The organism is Mycobacterium sp. PTI7 (genome assembly GCF_056679845.1).
Map to the genome: position 1 here is coordinate 5032351 of NZ_CM155252.1, position 18737 is coordinate 5051087.

The window sequence follows — 18737 nt, forward strand, 5'->3', positions numbered from 1 at the left end:
CCCGGACAGCACGTCCGGGCAACAGTTGCGTGCCTGGCCACGCCGCCGACGCGGGCGCCGGTGACTGCATCGCTCGTCGCCCGAGGACCGGGCCCGTAGCAGGTCCGCGGGCCGAAATTGGTGCGCCGAGGGGGGTCCGGCCGCTGGTAACGTCGCTGGCGGCGAAGGGGATTGGGTGCATGGGTCTGCTCGGGGACATCAAGGACGTCGGCGATGCGATGCTCGGGGTGGGCAAAGTGGGCAAGGAGTTGATCGACAACGCCGACGACCTCGTCCGGGGGGCGAAGGCCGCGGGAAATCTCCTGCAGCGCTTCTCGCCGGTCGGTCGACTCTCCGACCTCGCGAGGCTCGGCCGCGCGCTGTCGGGCCACGCCGCGGACGCCACGACGTTCCTCGCCAGGCCGGACGTCGCGCGGTTCCTGCGACGGGCCAAGACGCCGATCCTGGCCGGTGGCCAGGTCGCGATCTCGGGGATGCGACTCACCACGGGCCTCGGTGATCCGGAGGACGGCGCGCGCTTCGGCGACGGTGCGACGCGCTTTCTCGAGGCGCGCAGCACGCTGTCGTCGGCGTACCCGGACGGAACGTGGACGGGCAGTGCATCCGATGCGTACGAGTCCACCAATTCCGCGCAGGTCGGCCGGATCGCGGCCGTCTCCGCGGCCGATCAGTCGGTGAACGCCGTACTCGCCCGCGAGGCGGAACAGATCCTCGCGGCGCGCCGGACGCTGGACGATCAGAGTGACTGGCTCGCCGACGTCGGCGTCGTGGCCATGCTCATCGCGGCCACGCCGTACGTCGGCGTCGGCGCCTCGGTCGCGATGCAGACCGCGGCGGTCACGAAGGCGCTCGGGGTGTGTACGTCTCGGCTGACCGAGCTGGCGCAGCAGGTCGACGGAAACGCCGCCGAGATTCAGCACACCGTCGGCCAGTACGGCGCCGCGACCGTCATTCGCAGGCCGGCACCGCCGGAGGTGGGTCCCGACGCCCCGCCCCCGCCGGGCGAGGAGGACGGCGCTCCCAAGGACGACGGCGCTCCCAAGGAGGATCCCAAGGACGAGGACGCCTCCGGGTGCGAGGAGCCGACCCCCGCGGGCACGGCACCCACGAGTCCGGGTGCGCCCGGTGGCGGCGCATCGGGTGGTGCCGCGGCCGGTGGCGGCGCACCCGCGGCAGGCGCCGCTCGAACGGGTGCGCCGGTGGCTCCCACGCCGACCGCGCCGGCCGCACCCGTCGCCTCGGTCGGGCCCGCGGGGCCCGCCCCGGGATCACCGATGAGTGGCGCGATGCCCCCGGCGTCGATGGGGGCCATGCCCGCAGCCGCCGCCGGAATGGGCGCTGCGCAAATCTCGAGCCTGGTCCAGTCGATGGTGAAGCAGGCCCTGGATCAGAAGGCCCAGCAGGACGCGGCGCAGGAGGCGACGCAGGCCGCGGAGGCCCGGGCGAAGGACACCGACCGCGACGGGGTGCCCGACGTCGCGGATGATTCCGACGGCGACGGTGTGTCCGACGCCGAGGACGACGAGAACGCCGACGGGGTGGCCGACATCGAGCAGGACCGCGACGGGGACGGCAGGGCGGATCTGATGGGCGCAGGCCCCGGCGTCGTGGTGGGCGAGCGGGCGCCGGTGGAGCCTCGGTTCGACGCCGGTCCCAACCGGTCGAGCACGCCGATCGCGTTCATGCCTGACCGGGATGACCGAATCGGCTCACCGGCTCCGGCGTCCGTGTAGCAGGATTGATCGAGGAGGGGGTTCCACATGTCAGACGATCTGAAAGTCGCCACGGCCCACCTGCGGGCGTTGTCCGCCCGGCAGGGGCAGGCGGCCACCGAGATCCAGGCGGCGACGCAGGTCACGCGCGGCGTCGACACGTCGGTCCGCGTCAGCCACGGCGTCATCGCCGCCTCGACCGCAGCCGCGGTGGACGCGGCCAACCGGGCCCGGGAGGCGGCGGGGACGTCGATCGGACGGACGTCGGCGGCGTTGGACGACGATCTGGGTGCGGCGGGCTCCCGCTACGACGGAACCGACGGATGCGCCGGCGATCTGCTCGGCGCCAGGATGCGGAGGTGACCATGACCGGTGCATTCGGCTCCAACCACGGCGGGACGCACGTCGACGACGTCGTCGCGGTCGAACTGACCATCGACGGCCTGCTCGTCGTCGCCGACAAGCTGAACCTGACGGACTTCCCACCGTCGATGGGCATCCGGCCCAACATCCCAATTCCCGAACTCCGCGACATCGTGTGGGAGCAGGTGGAGCGCGACCTGACCGCACAGGGCGTGCTCGACGTCTTCGGTGAACCGCACGCCGAGGTCGCGGGCATGTTGGACACCCTGAGCCGCGCCGATCGCACGCTCGAAGGACGGTGGTGGCGCCGGGACGTCGGTGGCAAGATGATCCGCTTCACCGTGTGCCGCAAGGGGGACCGCCATGTCGTCGCTGCACGGGACGGGGACCTGCTCGTCCTGCAACGCGTCGCGCCGCAGGTGGGGCTCGCGGCCATGGTGAACGTCGTCCTCGGATCCGGAACCCCCGCCGACGTCGAGCCCCTGACCGGCCAGGCGAGCCAGCTCGGCGAGTCGGCGACGGCCAACGAGCTGGGCCGGTTCGGCATCGCGCCGCCGTCGGCACGGATCTACTCCGACGCGATCGCCGCACCCGACAGCTGGGTCGAGATCACCGCCATCGAACGGCATCCCGGTGGCACCGTCACCACCACCGACGTGGCGGCGGGCGTCCTCGACTCCCGGCAGGGGCGCATCGTGTCCATCCCGCGACGGGTCAACGGCGACCTGTACGGCAGCTTCCTGCCCGGGACCAAGGAGAACCTGCAGCGCGCGCTCGACGGGCTGTTGGACTTCCTGCCGTCCAAGGGCTGGTTCGACGCAACCGAGACAGATCACTACGCCGACTGAGAACGGACGGAGACAGACCACCGGTGGACGACCGATCGCCTCACCACTACGACGACGACGGGGACGACGAGTACGACGCCCTGTCCGCGTTGGACTTCTCCGTGCCCGACGACGGGTCGGGCTCCGAACTGGCCGGACTGGACGACTTCGTCAACGTCTCGGCCCCCGTCGATGCCGCCGACCTCGCGACCGAATCGGACGTGGTCGACGAGGCGTGGATCGCCGGCGACGTCGGCCTCGTCGCGGAGACGCCCGCGCAGGACCCCGACGCGCTGCCGGTCCCGCTGTTCACCGTCACGAACCCGCCCGGCACCGTGACGGTGTCGGCGTTCCTGGACGGTCGGATCAACATGGTCGAGCTGTCCCCGCGCGTCACGCGGATGAGCGAGTCCCAGCTGGCCGAGGAGATCGTCGTCATCGCCCGCCTGGCCACGCAGGACGCCAGGTCCTCGCAATACGCGTTCATGCTCGAGGGGATGCGGCAGCAGGGTCACGACGACGCAGCCACCCGGGACTTCCTGAACCGCGACCTGGACCTGCCGTCGCCGGAGGACGCCGACCGGGCACGTGCCTCGATCTTCTCGACCCGGTATGCAGGTGACCATGACTGACCAGTTGGCAGGACTCTTCGGCAGCGCCGTCGGAATGCTGGGCAACTCTCCGGCCCGCTCGTTGGAGCTCTTCACCGAGATCACCTCGTACGACGAGACGGCGTGCGACGCGTGGGTGGGCCGCATCCGCTGCGGCGACACCGACCGCGTGACGCTGTTCCGCGCCTGGTACTCGCGGGGTAATTTCGGCCAGCTCGCCGGTGCGGCCGAGATCTCGATGAACGCCGTCAATGCGCGGGTACCGATCGGCGGGCAGTTCGGCGACATCACCTACCCGGTGAACTCGCCGCTCGCGATCACGATGGGCTTCGCGGTGAACGAGGCCAAGGGCGGCAACTTCGCCGACGCGATGGAGGCCCTCGAGGACGCGCAGTCGACCGGTGCCGAACACCTGGTGTCGTGGATCAAGGCCGTCATCTACGCCGCCGCCGAGCGGTGGACCGACGTCATCGACGAGGTACGCGGCGCGAGCAGCTGGCCCGACAAGTTCCTGGGTGCGGCGGCGGGTGTCGCGCACGGTGTCGCCGCGGCGAACCTCGGCCTGTTCACCGAGGCCGAACGCCGGCTCACCGAGTCGAACTCGTCGCCGGCGGGCGAGGCGTGTGCCACCGCGATCGCCTGGTTCCTGGCGATGACGCGCCGCAGCCAGGGTAACGAGGAGTCGGCGATCGCCCTGCTGGAGTGGCTGCAGGCGACCCATGCCGAACCGAAGGTGACTGCTGCACTTCGTGATCCGAACTACCGCCTGGTCACCACGACGCCGGAGAAGATCGCCTCCCGCACGGACCCCTGGGATCCGGGCAGCGTCGTCGCCGACACGTCGGGGCGTGAGCGGCTGCTGGCCGAGGCGCAGGAGGAACTCGACCGGCAGATCGGCCTCGCCCGGGTCAAGGATCAGATCGAGAGATACCGCGCCGCAACGCAGATGGCGAGGGTGCGCGCCGCGCGGGGCATGAAGGTCGCCCAGCAGTCCAAGCACATGATCTTCACCGGTCCGCCCGGCACCGGCAAGACGACGATCGCGCGGGTGGTGGCCAACATCCTGGCCGGCCTGGGCGTGATCGCCGAGCCGAAGCTCGTCGAGACCTCGCGCAAGGACTTCGTCGCGGAGTACGAGGGCCAGTCGTCGGTGAAGACGGCGCGCACCATCGACCGCGCGCTGGGCGGCGTGCTGTTCATCGACGAGGCGTACACCCTCGTTCAGGAGCGCAACGGTCAGGCCGATCCATTCGGCACCGAGGCCCTCGACACGCTGCTGGCCCGGATGGAGAACGACCGCGACCGACTGGTGGTGATCATCGCCGGCTACGGCGCCGACATCGACCGGCTGCTCGAGACCAACGACGGCCTGCGCTCGCGCTTCTCCACCCGCATCGAGTTCGACTCCTACGCACCGGAGGAGATCGTCGAGATCGCGAAGGTGCTTGCGGCGAACAACGACTCGCAGCTGAGCGACGAGGCCGCCAAGCAGATCCACGAGGCTGCCACGCTGCTCGACCAGCGTGCGCTGAACGGCAAGCCTGCGCTCGACATCGCGGGCAACGGCCGGTATGCGCGCCAGCTGGTGGAGGCGGGGGAGCAGTACCGCGACATGCGGCTGACGCGTTCGGTGGACTTCGAGGCCCTCGACGTCGACCAACTCAGTGAAATCGGGGGGCAGGACATGGCGGAAGCCATCGAGGCCGTACACGCACGCCTGAACATCGGCGCCTAGACGATGGCAGGCTTTCGGCTCACCACCAAGATCCAGGTCAGCGGCTGGCGCTTCCTGCTGCGACGCGTCGAGCACGCGATCGTGCGCCGCGACACCCGGATGTTCGACGATCCGCTGCAGTTCTACAGCCGCGCAGTGTCGTTGGGCATCGTGCTGGCCGTCGTGATCTGCCTGGGCGCAGCGCTGCTGGCGTACTTCAAGCCGTTGGGCAAGCGCAGCGGCGACACCCTGCTGGTGGACCGGACCACCAACCAGCTCTACATCGTGATGCCGAACAGCGACCAGTTGCGACCGGTGTACAACCTGACGTCGGCGCGCCTGGTGCTGGGCAACGCGGGCACGCCGTCGGCCGTGAAGTCCGACGAGCTGAACAGCATGTCGAAGGGACAGCCGATCGGCATCCCGGGCGCCCCGTACGCCACGCCGGTGTCCTCCGTCGGCGAGTCGACGTGGACGCTGTGCGACACCGTCACCAAGGCGGAAAGCGTTGCGCCGAAGATCGATACGTCGGTCATCGTCCTGCCGCTGATGACCGACGCCTCGACCGGCCCGATGCGTCCCGACCAGGCGATGCTCGTCACCTACGCCGGGGATGACTGGCTGGTGACCGCGGCGGGCAGGCATGCCATCGACCTGTCCGACCGGGCCGTCACCTCCGCCGTCGGGATTCCGGTGACCGCGAAGGCCACGCCGATCTCCGAGGGCCTCTTCAACGCGCTGCCCAACGTGGGGCCGTGGCAGCTGCCGCAGATCGTGGCCGCGGGCGCACCGAACGGCGTCGGCCTGCCGCCGAACCTGGTGAACGGCTCGGTGTTCAAGACCGTCACCGAGTCCGGCGAGCAGCTCTACGTGGTGCTGACCGACGGCGTCGCCAAGGTCAACGACACCACCGCCGCCGCGCTGCGCGCGACCAACTCCTACGACCTGGTGGCACCGCCGGCGATCGAGTCGAGCGACGTCGCGAAGATCGCCGAGCAGGTGTTCGTCTCGCCGCTGCCGGACAAGCCGCTCCAGACGCTGCTGCGCCAGGAGACGCCGACGCTGTGCTGGGCATGGACCCGCGAGGCGGGAGCGCAGGCGCCGAAGATGACCGTGATCGCCGGCCGCCGCCTGCCGATCCCGGTGACGGCGATCAACAACGGGATCGACCAGATCGGCGGCGACTCGACCGTCTACATCAACGGCGGACAGTTCATCCGGCTGCAGTCACCCGATCCGCGGTACGGCGAGAGCCTGTACTACATCGACCCCCAGGGCGTCCGGTACGGGCTGCCCAACGAGGACACCGCGGGCACGCTCGGTCTGTCGGGACCGGTGACCGCACCGTGGCAGGTGGTCAGCCTGCTGGTGGACGGGCCGGTGCTGTCGAAGGAGGCGGCGCTGCTCGAACACGACTCTCTCCCCGCGGATCCCAATCCGCGGCCGATCAACACCGGCCCGGGCGGCGCCCAGCCCGCGGCGAACACCGGAGGTGGCGGATGACCACGAAGAAGTTCACGCCGACGATCAAGCGCGGCCCCCGGCTGACGCCGGGCGAGATCAACGTGACGGCGCCCGACGACCTCGGCGTCGAGATCCCGCCGTCGGGCATGCAGAAGGCGCTGCCCTACGTCATGGGCGGCTGCATGCTCGGGATGATCGCGATCATGATCTTCACCGGCGTGCGCCAACTGTCGCCGTACATGCTGATGATGCCGCTCATGATGGTCATGGGCACGGTCGGCATGATGGCCGGTGGCGGTTCGGGTGGCAAGAAGGTGCCCGAGATCAACGCCGACCGCAAGGAGTACCTGCGGTACCTCGCCGGTCTGCGGACCCGCGTCACGTCGTCGGCCGCCGCGCAGGTCACGTTCTTCAACTACCACGCTCCGCATCCCGACGATCTGCTGTCGCTGATCGGCACGCACCGGCAGTGGTCGCGGCAGGCGAACTCGGACTTCTACGCCGCGGTGCGCATCGGGCTCGGAACCGAGCCCGCCGTCGACCGTCTGCTGAAGCCGTCGGTGGGCGGCGAGCTCGCCGGGCCGCAGGCTGCGCCGCAGCCGCACCTCGAACCGGTCAGCCACATGTGGGTGACCAAGTTCCTGCGCACCCACGGTCTGATCCACGACTGCCCGAAACTCGTTCAGCTGCGCACCTTTCCGACGATCGCCATCGGCGGTGACGGCGACAGCGCGGGCCTGCTCACCGCGATGATCTGCCACCTGGCGGTGTTCCATCCGCCGGACCTGCTGCAGCTGCGGGTGCTCACCGACAACCCCGAGGACCCGCAGTGGTCGTGGTTGAAGTGGTTGCCGCACACGCAGCACCAGACCGACACCGACGCGGCGGGCGCGACGAGGCTCGTCTTCACCCGTCCGGACGGACTGGCCGACCTGACGGCGCGCGGGCCGCACACCGCGGACTCGGCGCCCGCGGGCCCCTACGTCGTCGTCATCGACCTCACCGGCGGTAAGGCCGGCTTCCCGGTCGACGGCCGCGCCGGCGTCACCGTCATCACCCTGGGCAACCACCGCGGGTCGGCCTACCGAATCCGGGTCGACCCCAAGGGAACTGCCGACGACCGGCTGCCCAACCAGACGTTCCGGCTGGTGACCAGCTCGACCGACACCATGCGACCGGCGCAGGCCGCGCGGATCGCCCGCAAGCTCGCGGGCTGGTCGATCACCGGCACCATCATCGACAAGAGCACGCGCGTCCAGAAGAAGGTCGCCACCGAATGGCACCAGCTGGTGGGCGCGCAGACCATCGAAGAGGTCACGCCGAACCGCTGGCGGATGTTCACCGACACCGACCGCGACCGCCTCAAGATCCCGTTCGGGCACGAGCTGAAGACCGGCGACATCCAGTACCTGGACATCAAGGAGGGCGCGGAGTTCGGTGCCGGTCCGCACGGAATGCTGATCGGCACGACGGGTTCGGGCAAGTCGGAGTTCCTCCGCACGCTGATCCTGTCGCTGGTGGCCACGCACCACCCCGATCAGGTCAACCTGCTGCTGACCGACTTCAAGGGCGGCTCCACGTTCCTCGGCATGGAGAAGCTGCCGCACACCGCGGCGGTGGTCACCAACATGGAGGAGGAAGCCGAACTCGTCAGCCGCATGGGCGAGGTGCTGTCCGGTGAACTCGATCGACGCCAGTCGATCCTGCGGCAGGCCGGCATCCAGGTGGGCGCCGCGGGTGCGCTGTCCGGCGTCGCCGAGTACGAGAAGCACCGGGAGCGTGGCGCGGACCTGGCGCCGCTGCCGACGCTGTTCGTGGTGGTCGACGAGTTCGCCGAGCTGCTGCAGAACCACCCGGACTTCATCGCGCTGTTCGACCGCATCTGCCGCGTCGGCCGGTCGCTGCGCGTGCACCTGCTGCTCGCCACCCAGTCGCTGAACACCGGCGGCGTCCGCATCGACAAGCTCGAGCCCAACCTCACCTATCGAATCGCGTTGCGCACCACCAGCTCCGCGGAGTCCAAGGCGGTGATCGGTACACCCGAGGCGCAGTACATCACCAACAAGGAGTCCGGCGTCGGCTTCCTGCGGGTCGGCATGGAGGACCCGGCGAAGTTCAAGAGCATCTACACCGGCGAGCCGTACGTGCCCACCGCGGCGCTGTCCGACAACGGCGACGCCGCGCCACGGCATGCCGCGGTGAGCCGCGTGCACATCCGGCCGTTCACCGCCGCACCGATCGCCGAGCCGGTGACGCCGTGACGACGATGGATCCCGAACAGCGGGTGCTGCGCGAGGTCGTGCTCAACCAGCTGGCGACCGGCGAGGCCCGTGCGTACCGGATGTGGTTGCCGCCGTTGACCGATCCGACGCCGGTGAACGAACTCGTCGAGCGCGACCAGCGTCAGCCGCTGCGCTTCGGGCTGGGCATCATGGACGAGCCGCGACGGCACCGCCAGGAAGTCTGGGGCATCGACACGTCCGCCGCCGGCGGCAACATCGCCGTGGGCGGTGCGCCGCAGACGGGCAAGTCGACGTTCCTGCAGACGCTGATCCTGTCGGCGGCCGCCACCCACACGCCGCGCACCGTGCAGTTCTACTGCATCGACCTCGGCGGCGGCGGCCTCATGTACCTCGAGGACCTGCCGCACGTCGGTGGCGTGGCCACGCGCTCCGAACCCGACCGGGTCAACCGCGTCGTGGCGGAGATGAAAGCCGTTCTGCGCGGCCGTGAAGCGATGTTCAAGCAGCACCGCGTCGGGTCGATTGCGACCTACCGGCAGCTGCGCGAGGACCCGAGCCATCCCGCGTCGGCCGACCCGTTCGGCGACGTCTACCTGGTGATCGACGGGTGGCCGGCGTTCGTGTCGGAGTTCCCCGACCTCGAGCCGGTGGTGCAGGACATCGCGGGCCAGGGTCTGGCGTTCGGCGTGCACACCATCATCTCGACACCGCGGTGGACCGAACTCAAGGCCCGCGTCCGCGACTACCTCGGCACCAAGGTGGAGTTCCGGCTCGGTGACGTCAACGAGACGCAGATCGACCGCATCACCCGCGAGATACCGGCCAACCGGCCGGGCCGGGCGGTGTCGATGGAGAAGCACCACTTGATGATCGGCGTGCCGCGCCTCGACGGCGTGCACAGCGCGCAGGACATGGTGCCCGCCATCACCGAGGCGGTGGCGCACATCGCGTCGCTCACCACCGTGCAGGCGCCGCAGGTGCGGGTGCTGCCCGAGCGCATCTACCTGCACGACCTGGATCCGAACCCGCCCGGGCCGGAGAGCGACTACCGCACCAGGTGGACGGTGCCGATCGGTCTGCGCGAGTCGGACCTGTCGGTTGCGTACAACCCGATGCACGCGACGCCGCACATGCTGATCTTCGGCGCCCCGAAGTCGGGCAAGACCACCATCGCGCAGGCCGTGGCGAAGGCGATCTGCGCGCGCAACGACCCGTCGCAGGTGCGGTTCATGCTGGCCGATTACCGCTCGGGCCTGCTCGACGCCGTTCCGCAGAGCCACCTGCTCGCGGCCGGCGCGGTCAACCGCAACAACTCCTCGCTGGAGGAGTCGATCAAGGCGCTGGCGATCAACCTGCAGAAACGGTTGCCACCGCCCGATCTGACCACCGCCCAGTTGCGGGCGCGGTCGTGGTGGACCGGTCCGGACATCGTCCTGCTGGTCGACGACTGGCACATGATCGTCGCGGCGGGTGGGGTGATGCCGCCGATGGGTCCGCTGGGGCCGTTGCTGCCTGCCGCCGCGGACATCGGGCTGCACATCGTCGTGACGTGTCAGATGAGCCAGGCGCACCGGGCCACGATGGACAAGTTCGTGGGCGCCGCGTTCGGTGCCGGGTCGCCCACGATGTTCCTCTCAGGCGAGAAGACCGAGTTCCCCTCCAGTGAGATCAAGCTGAAGCGCAGGCCCCCTGGCCAGGCGTTTCTCGTCTCGCCGGAGGGCAAGGAAGTCGTCCAGGCCCCGTACGTGGACCCCCCCGAAGAAGAAGTGTTCGCAGCACCTCCGGAGGCCCGGTAACATTCGATGCAGTCATTCAGCAATGCTCGCGGGTAACCGCTAGCAAACGGATCGGGGGATCTACATGGCGGGGATTGGTAAATCTCGCAGTGCCGCCGAATCGTTGGCTTTCCAGTGTGTTCGGTATAGGTGAGGAGAGACCGCAAATGGAACCCATGTCCCACAACCCCGCAGCAGTCGGAGTCGGCTCGCAGGTGATCGCGAACGGTGCTCGCGGCCTGGCCGGTGGAACCGCTGCATCCGCCGAGGTCACGGCCCTCGCGCCGGCCGGCGCGGACGAGATTTCGCTACAGGCCGCGATGGCTTTTGCGATGGAGGGTGCACAGACCCTCGCGCTGAACGCCCTCGCACAAGAGGAGATGTCGCGTACCGGCGCCGCCTACATGGAAATCGGCGCCATTTATACGACCGTCGACGGCGAAAACGCCGCCGTCTTGTCGTAATAACAACATCAACTCAGTGAGCTGAAACCGGACCCAGCAAATCATGGTCGCTATCGCTGCAATTCCCACGATGCTTTGGCACGCCGTGCCCCCGGAGGTCAACACCTCACGGCTCATGCTTGGCGCCGGTCCTGCACCCATGCTGCAGGCCGCCGCCGGGTGGGAAGCGTTGGCGATCCTGCTGGAGACCCAGGCCGACGAACTGATGTCGAGCCTCTCGGCGCTGACGAGTTCGTGGTCGGGCGCGGCGAGCGAACGTGCCGTCGCATCGACCATGCCGCTGGTGACGTGGCTGCGGACGACGGCCATGCAGGCGCAGAAGCGGGCGATGCAGGCCGCGGCGCAGGCAACCGCCTACACGGGGGCGATGGCGACCACGCCACCGCTGGTGGAGATCGAGCAGAACCACGTGACCAACGCGGTTCTGAACGCCACCAACTTCCTCGGCGTCAACACCGTCCCGATCGGGATGAACGAGGCGGACTACTTCATCCGGATGTGGAACCAGGCGGCGGGCGCGATGGACGTCTACCAGGCCGAGACCACGATGAACACGCTGTTCGAGCCGATCCTGCCGCTCAAGCCCGTCGTCATCCCCGGCGTCGGCGAGGGCGCGGTGGCGGCGGCCTCGGCCCGGGCCGCGGCGATGGCGCCGGGCGCACTGGTCCGCGAGTTGTCGATCGCGACCGTCAGCACCCGGGCGAAGCTCGAGTCGGTGGGGCTGACGGCCGGTCGGATGGCGGCCATGGGCAACCAGGCCAGCACGCAGGCGCAGGGCCACGAGCAGAAGGCGGAGAACGCGGCGCAGCAGAACCCGATGCAGCAGGGCACCCAGATGGCGATGCAGGTCGGATCGCAGATCGGGTCGATGGCGATGCAGATGCCTCAGCAGGGCATGCAGATGGTGACGCAGCCGCTGCAGCAGCTCACCGGCCCGCTGCAGCAGATGACGTCGATGTTCAGCTCGATGGGCGGCAACTCCAATCCGGCCCAGATCGGTCTGATCGGGGCGAGCCCGTTCTCCAACCACCCGCTCGCCGGTGGGTCGGGGCTGAGTTCGGGCGCCGGACTGGTGCGGGCCGCGTCGCTGCCCGGCCTGGGTGGATCGATGGCCCAGACGCCGATGATGGCGAACCTGGTCGGCAGCACCGACAAGGCGCCGGTGGGTGCGGGCGCCGGATCGTCGGGCGCCGGTCTCGCGCCGGTCAACAGCGGTGCTGGCGGCGGCGGACCGATGGGTCACATGGCCCAGCACAAGAAGGGCGGCGGCAACAAACAGGGCCTGCAGGCGCCGTCACCACTCGCTCAGGACCTGAGCGAGGACGAGGACGACGACTGGTGAGTCGTCCCCGACACAAGACTTCCCGGCCCGAGGGGGCGGAAGGACTCGCCATGTCCCATGGTGAGGACACAGGAAAAGAGAAAAGGTAAACACCGATGGCACAGATGAATACCGATGCCGCTGTCCTCGCCAAGGAGGCAGCCAACTTCGAGCGCATCTCCGGAGAGCTCAAGGGCGTCATCGCACAGGTCGAGTCCACCGCGGGCTCGCTGGCCGGCCAGTGGCACGGTCAGGCCGGCACGGCCGCCCAGGCCGCGCTGGTCCGCTTCCACGAGGCCGCTCAGCAGCAGATCACGCAGCTGAACGACATCTCGAGCAACATCCACCAGTCCGGCACGCAGTACACGTCGACCGACGAGGATCAGACCTCGACGCTGTCGTCCGCGATGAACATCTGACCTAGCTCAAACAGACACGGAAACGGAGAAAATCAACATGGGTGAACAGCTGTGGAACTTCGCAGGAATCGAAGGCGGCTCGGGCGAGATCCAGGGGTCCGTCGCGACCACCGCCGGCCTGCTCGACGAGGGCAAGCAGTCGCTCGGCGCACTGGGCGCCGTCTGGGGCGGCTCCGGTTCGGAGGCCTACCAGGCCGTGCAGATGCGCTGGGACGAGGCATCTCTCGAGCTGAACAACGCGCTGCAGAACCTGGCGCAGACCATCGGCGAGGCCGGCCAGACCATGGCGCAGACCGAAGCCGGCGTCACCGGGATGTTCGCGTAGCACCACGAAGCGCGAAGGTGGGCGGGTTGGTCGCAGTCACGGACTGGACCATCTCGCCCACCTCACTTCGTGTTCATCATCTTTCGATCAGCTGAGGGGTTCCCATGTCGGCCGACTATGACCGGCTCTTCCACTCGTCGGATCCCGCGGAAGCGGGCGACGACGAGACGACGACCGTCGACCCGAAGGCCGTGCAAGCCGCACTGGCCGCCTCGGCGACCCCGATGCCCACCGGCACCGGGCGCACTGCGCCGGCCGATCCCATGCCCGTGACGCCGACGGCCACGCAGTCGAGCACGCCGCCGCCGCGCGCCACCGAGGTCACCACGCAGATCCCGCCGACCCGGGCCGCCGGGCCGCAGCACGGTGCGCAGCCCAACGGCATGATGCGTTCACCGCAGAGCCAGGGCCAGACCGGTGCGCGCTACGACCAGCAGCGTCAGGCGCCCGCACCGCACCAGCAGCGCCCGGCCGCCGCGCCCGCGCCGTCGCAGCACTACCTCGAGCAGACCGAGAACCCGGGTGCGTGGACGGGCGGCCAGCCGGCCGTGGCGTCCGCCGCATCGATGGGCAATCACCGCGCGATCGACGCGCTGTCCCACGTGGGTGTCCGCTCGGCGGTGAAGATGCCGTCGCAGAAGGGCTGGCGCCGGTTCCTCTACCTGTTGACGCGGATCAACGTCGGACTCTCGCCCGACGAACTGTACGAACTCGACCTGTTCGCCCGGATCCGCCGCAACGCCCGGGACTCGTACCAGATCGGCGTGTTCGGTCTGAAGGGCGGCGTGGGCAAGACCGCGACCACCGTGGCGCTCGGCTCCGCGTTGAGCAAGATCCGCGGCGACCGGATCCTGGCCGTCGACGCCGATCCCGATGGCGGCAACCTCGCCGACCGCGCGGGACGTCAGTCCGCCGCCACCATCGCAGACCTGTTGTCGGACAAGGAACTTGCCCGCTACAACGACATCCGCGCGTACACCAGCATGAACGGCTCCAACCTCGAGGTGCTCTCCTCCGACGAGTACAGCGGTGCGCGTCGCGAGTTCAACGAAGAGGACTGGTCGTCCGCCGTCGGCATTGTGTCGCGGTACTACAACCTGGTGCTCGCCGACTGCGGCGCCGGGCTGTTCCAGTCCGGCTCGCGTGGCGTGCTGTCCACGGTGTCGGGCCTCGTGATCGTGGCGAGCGCATCCATCGACGGCGCCCGTCAGGCCGCCGTCACCATGGACTGGTTGCGGCAGAACGGCTATCAGGACCTGCTGGGCCGGTCGTGCGTCGTGATCAACCACGTGGTGCCCGGCAAGCCCAACATCGACGTCGAGGACCTGGTGCAGCAGTTCGAGCGCCACGTCGCGCCGGGACGGGTGATCGTGCTGCCCTGGGACAAGCACATCGCCGCGGGCACCGAGATCCAGCTCGAGCTGCTGAGCAACACCTTCCGCCGCCGGATCGTCGAGTTGGCCGCGGCGCTGTCCGACGACTTCGACCGGCTCGAACGGCGTTGACCACCACAGCGGCTGCACCCAGCACGTCGGGCGTGACGCCCGGGCGGCCGTCGACCACGCGTGTCACGATCCTGACCGGCAAGCGCATGACCGACCTGGTGCTGCCTGCGGCGGCACCGGTCGAGGCGTACATCGACGAGACGGTGGCCGTGCTGGCCGACCTGCTCGAGGATTCGCCGAAGGACGTGCTGGCGGGCTTCGACTTCAAGGCCCAGGGCGAGTGGGCGTTCGCGCGCCCGGGTGCGCCGCCGCTGAAGGCCGCCGAGTCGCTCGACGAGGCGGGCATCGTCGACGGGTCGCTGCTGACGCTGGTGTCGGTGAGCCGCACGGAGCGGTACCGGCCGCTGGTCGAGGACGTGATCGACGCGATTGCCGTGCTCGACGAGTCGCCCGAGTTCGACCGCACCGCGCTGAACCGGTTCGTCGGCCTGGCGGTCCCCGTCGTGACCACGGTCCTGACGATCGCCGCGATGCGCGCGTGGACGGCGACCGGTCACAGCTGGTGGTGGACCATCGCGGTCGCCGTACTCGGTCTCGGCGTCCTCGGCGGCAGCATGCTCGCCAAGAACCGCTACGGCAACGTCGACATGTGCGAGAGCCTCTTGGTGGCGGCGACACCGCTGCTGGCAGGCGCTGCGGCACTGGCCGTTCCGATCCCGCGGGGCATCGAGGGACTGGGTGCGCCCAACGTCGCCGGCGCGTCCGCCGTACTGCTCCTGCTGGTCCTCGCGACGCGCGGCGGGCCCCGCAAGCGGGCCGAGCTGGCGTCCTTCTTGGCGGTGACGGCGGTGGCGATCACCGCCGCGGCGATCGCCTTCGGCTACGGCTGGGCCTACTGGGTGCCGGCCGGCGCGATCGCGTTCGGGCTCATCGTCGTCACGAACGCGGCGAAGCTGACCGTGGCGGTCGCGCGCATCGCGCTCCCCCCGATCCCCGCGCCCGGTGAGTCCGTCCACAACGACGAGCTGCTGGATCCCGTCTCGACGCCCAACCCCACCGATGAAGAGACGCCGACGTGGCAGGCGATCATCGCGTCGGTGCCCGAGTCGGCGGCGCGCCTGACCGAGCGCAGCCATCTGGCCAAGCAACTGTTGATCGGCTTCGTCAGCGCGGGCGCGCTGGTGCTCGCCGTCGGTGCGATCACGGTCGTGGTGCAGGGACACTTCTTCGTGCACAGCATGATCGTCGCCGGCCTGGTGACAGCGGTATGTGCGTTCCGGTCCCGGCTGTACGCCGAACGCTGGTGCGCCTGGGCGCTTCTCGCGACCGTCGTCGTGATCCCGACCGGTATCACGTTCCGGCTGTGCAACTGGAACCCCGACGGTGCGTGGCTGGTGCTGACGATCTACGCGGCGCTAGGGGCGCTGGCGCTGATCGTCATCGGGGCCACTGACAGCGTGCGGCGCGTGTCACCGGTGACCAAGCGGATCCTCGAACTGCTCGACGGCATCGCGATCGCCGCGGTGATCCCGCTGCTGCTGTGGATCGCAAGCGTGTACGACGTCCTGCGGAACCTGCGTTTCTAGAGGTGGTCTGAGATGGGTGTAGGCGACAGCGCGGGTGGCGGCGGCAACATCCTCCGAGTCGATACGGGCATGCTGTCGGACCTCGGGTCGCAGCTGCAGACGTCCGCGAATGCGCTGCCGGACCCGCCCGCGCCGTTCTCGGTGACCGGTGCGGATGCGATCTCGGCGGCCATCAGCGCGAAGCTGCCCGCGTTGGAGACACCGATCATCGAAGGCCTGCCAAAGGTGAAGGCGGAGGCCAGTGAGACGGCCGGGAACATCGTCACCTCGGCGGCGACCTACCTGACCACCGACGAGGAGATCGCGGCCAGGATCGAGAAGGGCCTGTTCGACGGCGCGGGTACTGCGGCTTCGGGCGGTGGCTCGGGTGCGGGTGGTGGCGCGGGTGCCGGTGGCGGCGCGGCCGGCGGCGGTGCAGCGGCTGCGGCCGGCGGTGTGCAATCGGTCTCCAGCGCAGCGGGTTCCGCCGCGGGAGCCGGTGGTGCGGCCGGTCAGATGGGCCAGATGATGAGCATGCCGATGCAGATGGCGAGCCAGGCCGCCCAGGTGCCGCAGCAGGCGATGGGCGCGCTCGGCGGCGCCGTGCAAGGCGGCATGCAGGGCGCGCAGCAGATCACCCAGATGGCGACCAAGGGTTCGGAGGACTCCGAGTCGGCCGAGAAGTCTGAGCGGGACGCCGCCGCCGGCGGTCAGCATCGGCCCGAGCGGGCGCCCGTTGCCGAAGCGCCGCAGTCGGATTCGGCCGTGCCAGACCAGAAGCCGTCCGGACCGCGGCACGCTGCGCCGGATCCGACGACCAGCCTGTAGCCGCTCGTCGGGTCAGGCGTTGGCGTCGGCGCCGGCGGCTTCCCACATGAGCACTGCGAGGTGCTGCCAGTAGACCCAGTCGGCGATCGCCGCACGCTGCTCTTCGGTGTCGACGGCGACGTGCGCACGGTAGAGCGCCTGCTCCTGGGCGTGTTCGGCGTAGGTGACGAATGCCTCGAGGTGGACGGCGGCGCGTTCGGGCTGCGTGCTCATCAGCGGCTTGATGAGTTCGAACCACAGGGCGTTGGTGTTGTCGACGGGTGCGCTGGTGTCGGCCGGCGCGGGTGGGAGCAGGTCGGTCAGCGACGCCGCGGGGAACGACGCGAGGTGTGCCGCGGCGTTGGGGGCGATGACCTCGAGGCGGCTGCGGCCCTGCATGCGGCCGGACTCGGGGATGTCGTCGGGGCGAAGGATGACCTTGGCCGCGCCGGGATCGAAGCTGGCGAACTGTTCCTCGGTGGCGATGACGGCGCGCAGCTTCTGTTCGTGGGCGCGTGCCCATCCCTGCAGTGCGAGCACCGGGTAGGTGGCCCACTTGGCGCGTTCGGTGGGTGGGATCGACTCGTCTGCGGTCGCCATCGTCACCTGCTTGGGCAGGTTGACGTGGTCGGGGATGTAGGCCAGACCGTAGCTGTTGGCGACGACGATCGAGCCGTCGGCGGTCAGGCCGGTGACCCAGTAGAAGCCGAAGTCGGCGACGCCGATGTTGAGTGCGGCGGCGATGCGGCGCGCGATGATGAGCGCCGCGCTGCCGGTGCCGGACTTGCGGCCCATTGCGCCGCCGGCCGCCGAGGAGGCGATGGCGTCGCGTTCCATGCGGGCGGTCGACACCGGGATGGGTGCCGCGCCGATCGCGCCCTGGTCGATCTTGCCCGCCGAGGCGGGGTTGACGCCGGGTCCGCCGGGGACGTTGCTGGCCGCCGGGTTGGCGCCGGTGCCGCCGCCTGCGCCCGGTGCGGTCGGGGCCGCGGGCGTCGGGGTGGCGGGCGCACCGAGCGGCATCGGTGGGGGAGGTGCGCTCATCGGAGGCGGCGCGGACGGCGTACCGCCGCCACCACCTCCGCCTCCACCCGGGCCGCCGCCACTACCCATGCCCCCGAGGTTGCCCAGACCGCCGCCGCCGGACCCGCCCGCCGCGCCACCGGAGTGGTTGCCGGCGTTGGCGTTTGCAGCGGTCGAGGGGTCGATGGACAGGGACGGCGGGGCGACGGGTTGCATCGGGGTGGACGCCGCCGCGGGTGAGATGGGCTGCTGCGAGGCGGGAATGGTGTGCGCGGACTCTGCAGCCTTGGCCGCGTCGGTCGGAGCTGCGCCGCCGCCAGCGCCCTTGCCGGCCTCGGCGCCTGAGCCGCCGGCCTGGGTGTCCTTGCCGACTTCCATCGTCTGGGACTTTGAGTCCTGGCCGGCGGGGGAGCTGGTGCTTTGGGAGGGGGAGGAGGGGCTGGCGCTGCTGCTGCTGCCGCCAGGGCTGCTTGAGCCGCCGCTGCTGGAGCCGCCCGAAAGTACTTGGGGATTTCCAGCGGATAGCGGTGAGCGGGACGGCGCGCTAACTGCGTCGGCTGCCACAGAGCTAGGTTGGACGGGACTAACGCTGTTACGGGAAGATCCGTTAAGTAATCCACCGGTTGGCGGCGCAGTGTTGCCGCTCGCCGATCCTGACA

Annotated in this window: 16 protein-coding genes; 15 read left to right on the plus strand and 1 reads right to left on the minus strand. The window is 69.7% G+C overall.

The features are described 5' to 3' along the window. Nucleotides 1-179: 179 nt before the first annotated feature. From AC1MEY_RS24360 to AC1MEY_RS24430, 15 genes are all read left to right on the plus strand, one after another. On the plus strand, nt 180-1733 hold the full coding sequence (locus AC1MEY_RS24360; protein WP_480227930.1) for an EspA/EspE family type VII secretion system effector: 1554 nt from the start codon (nt 180-182) through the stop codon (nt 1731-1733). Between the two features lie 27 nt (nt 1734-1760). After that, entirely contained in the window at nt 1761-2075 is a 315-nt protein-coding gene (locus AC1MEY_RS24365) for a type VII secretion target (protein ID WP_480227931.1), read from the plus strand. A gap of 2 nt (nt 2076-2077) precedes the next feature. After that, on the plus strand, nt 2078-2923 hold the full coding sequence (locus AC1MEY_RS24370) for an ESX secretion-associated protein EspG (RefSeq protein WP_480227932.1): 846 nt from the start codon (nt 2078-2080) through the stop codon (nt 2921-2923). 23 nt (nt 2924-2946) lie between these two features. Continuing rightward, complete coding sequence (locus tag AC1MEY_RS24375; protein ID WP_480227933.1) at nt 2947-3534, plus strand: YbaB/EbfC family DNA-binding protein; 588 nt, start codon at nt 2947-2949, stop codon at nt 3532-3534. Then, complete coding sequence (gene eccA / locus AC1MEY_RS24380; protein ID WP_480227934.1) at nt 3527-5248, plus strand: type VII secretion AAA-ATPase EccA; 1722 nt, start codon at nt 3527-3529, stop codon at nt 5246-5248. The genes AC1MEY_RS24375 and eccA overlap by 8 nt, the downstream gene beginning before the upstream one ends. A 3-nt stretch (nt 5249-5251) precedes the next feature. Continuing rightward, on the plus strand, nt 5252-6730 hold the full coding sequence (gene eccB / locus AC1MEY_RS24385; RefSeq protein WP_480227935.1) for a type VII secretion protein EccB: 1479 nt from the start codon (nt 5252-5254) through the stop codon (nt 6728-6730). Beyond that, entirely contained in the window at nt 6727-8952 is a 2226-nt protein-coding gene (gene eccCa, locus AC1MEY_RS24390) for a type VII secretion protein EccCa (RefSeq protein WP_480227936.1), read from the plus strand. The genes eccB and eccCa overlap by 4 nt, the downstream gene beginning before the upstream one ends. A 5-nt stretch (nt 8953-8957) precedes the next feature. After that, a complete protein-coding gene (gene eccCb, locus AC1MEY_RS24395; protein WP_480231650.1) occupies nt 8958-10730 on the plus strand; it encodes a type VII secretion protein EccCb in 1773 nt (590 codons plus the stop codon). A gap of 146 nt (nt 10731-10876) precedes the next feature. After that, nucleotides 10877-11173 carry a PE family protein gene (locus AC1MEY_RS24400; RefSeq protein ID WP_480227937.1) on the plus strand — a complete coding sequence of 99 codons (297 nt, stop codon included), beginning with the start codon at nt 10877-10879 and terminating at the stop codon, nt 11171-11173. Between the two features lie 70 nt (nt 11174-11243). Continuing rightward, a complete protein-coding gene (locus AC1MEY_RS24405) occupies nt 11244-12515 on the plus strand; it encodes a PPE family protein (protein WP_480227938.1) in 1272 nt (423 codons plus the stop codon). Between the two features lie 95 nt (nt 12516-12610). Next, nucleotides 12611-12913: a WXG100 family type VII secretion target gene (locus tag AC1MEY_RS24410; protein WP_163796173.1), complete on the plus strand. Its 303-nt coding sequence runs from the start codon at nt 12611-12613 to the stop codon at nt 12911-12913. Nucleotides 12914-12950: 37 nt separating this feature from the next. Continuing rightward, nucleotides 12951-13238 carry a WXG100 family type VII secretion target gene (locus AC1MEY_RS24415; RefSeq protein WP_163796174.1) on the plus strand — a complete coding sequence of 96 codons (288 nt, stop codon included), beginning with the start codon at nt 12951-12953 and terminating at the stop codon, nt 13236-13238. Nucleotides 13239-13342: 104 nt separating this feature from the next. Further along, nucleotides 13343-14743 carry a MinD/ParA family ATP-binding protein gene (locus AC1MEY_RS24420; RefSeq protein WP_480227939.1) on the plus strand — a complete coding sequence of 467 codons (1401 nt, stop codon included), beginning with the start codon at nt 13343-13345 and terminating at the stop codon, nt 14741-14743. Then, nucleotides 14740-16269, plus strand: coding sequence for a type VII secretion integral membrane protein EccD (gene eccD, locus AC1MEY_RS24425; RefSeq protein ID WP_480227940.1), 1530 nt, complete (start codon nt 14740-14742; stop codon nt 16267-16269). The genes AC1MEY_RS24420 and eccD overlap by 4 nt, the downstream gene beginning before the upstream one ends. Nucleotides 16270-16281: 12 nt before the next feature. Beyond that, on the plus strand, nt 16282-17076 hold the full coding sequence (locus AC1MEY_RS24430) for a hypothetical protein (protein ID WP_480227941.1): 795 nt from the start codon (nt 16282-16284) through the stop codon (nt 17074-17076). A gap of 12 nt (nt 17077-17088) precedes the next feature. Here AC1MEY_RS24430 and AC1MEY_RS24435 read toward each other — a convergent pair whose 3' ends face one another. After that, nucleotides 17089-18456 (minus strand): hypothetical protein, encoded by a 1368-nt coding sequence (locus tag AC1MEY_RS24435; RefSeq protein WP_480227942.1) that lies wholly within the window; start codon nt 18454-18456, stop codon nt 17089-17091. Nucleotides 18457-18737 lie beyond the last annotated feature (281 nt).

Coding starts and splice junctions, on each gene's coding strand:
- AC1MEY_RS24360 (WP_480227930.1), top strand. CDS start 180: ATGGGTCTGCTCGGGGACATCAAGGACGTCGGCGATGCGATGCTCGGG.
- AC1MEY_RS24365 (WP_480227931.1), top strand. CDS start 1,761: ATGTCAGACGATCTGAAAGTCGCCACGGCCCACCTGCGGGCGTTGTCC.
- AC1MEY_RS24370 (WP_480227932.1), top strand. CDS start 2,078: ATGACCGGTGCATTCGGCTCCAACCACGGCGGGACGCACGTCGACGAC.
- eccA (WP_480227934.1), top strand. CDS start 3,527: ATGACTGACCAGTTGGCAGGACTCTTCGGCAGCGCCGTCGGAATGCTG.
- eccB (WP_480227935.1), top strand. CDS start 5,252: ATGGCAGGCTTTCGGCTCACCACCAAGATCCAGGTCAGCGGCTGGCGC.
- eccCa (WP_480227936.1), top strand. CDS start 6,727: ATGACCACGAAGAAGTTCACGCCGACGATCAAGCGCGGCCCCCGGCTG.
- eccCb (WP_480231650.1), top strand. CDS start 8,958: ATGGATCCCGAACAGCGGGTGCTGCGCGAGGTCGTGCTCAACCAGCTG.
- AC1MEY_RS24400 (WP_480227937.1), top strand. CDS start 10,877: ATGGAACCCATGTCCCACAACCCCGCAGCAGTCGGAGTCGGCTCGCAG.
- AC1MEY_RS24405 (WP_480227938.1), top strand. CDS start 11,244: ATGCTTTGGCACGCCGTGCCCCCGGAGGTCAACACCTCACGGCTCATG.
- AC1MEY_RS24410 (WP_163796173.1), top strand. CDS start 12,611: ATGGCACAGATGAATACCGATGCCGCTGTCCTCGCCAAGGAGGCAGCC.
- AC1MEY_RS24415 (WP_163796174.1), top strand. CDS start 12,951: ATGGGTGAACAGCTGTGGAACTTCGCAGGAATCGAAGGCGGCTCGGGC.
- AC1MEY_RS24420 (WP_480227939.1), top strand. CDS start 13,343: ATGTCGGCCGACTATGACCGGCTCTTCCACTCGTCGGATCCCGCGGAA.
- AC1MEY_RS24430 (WP_480227941.1), top strand. CDS start 16,282: ATGGGTGTAGGCGACAGCGCGGGTGGCGGCGGCAACATCCTCCGAGTC.
- AC1MEY_RS24435 (WP_480227942.1), bottom strand. CDS start 18,456: ATGGAAGTCGGCAAGGACACCCAGGCCGGCGGCTCAGGCGCCGAGGCC.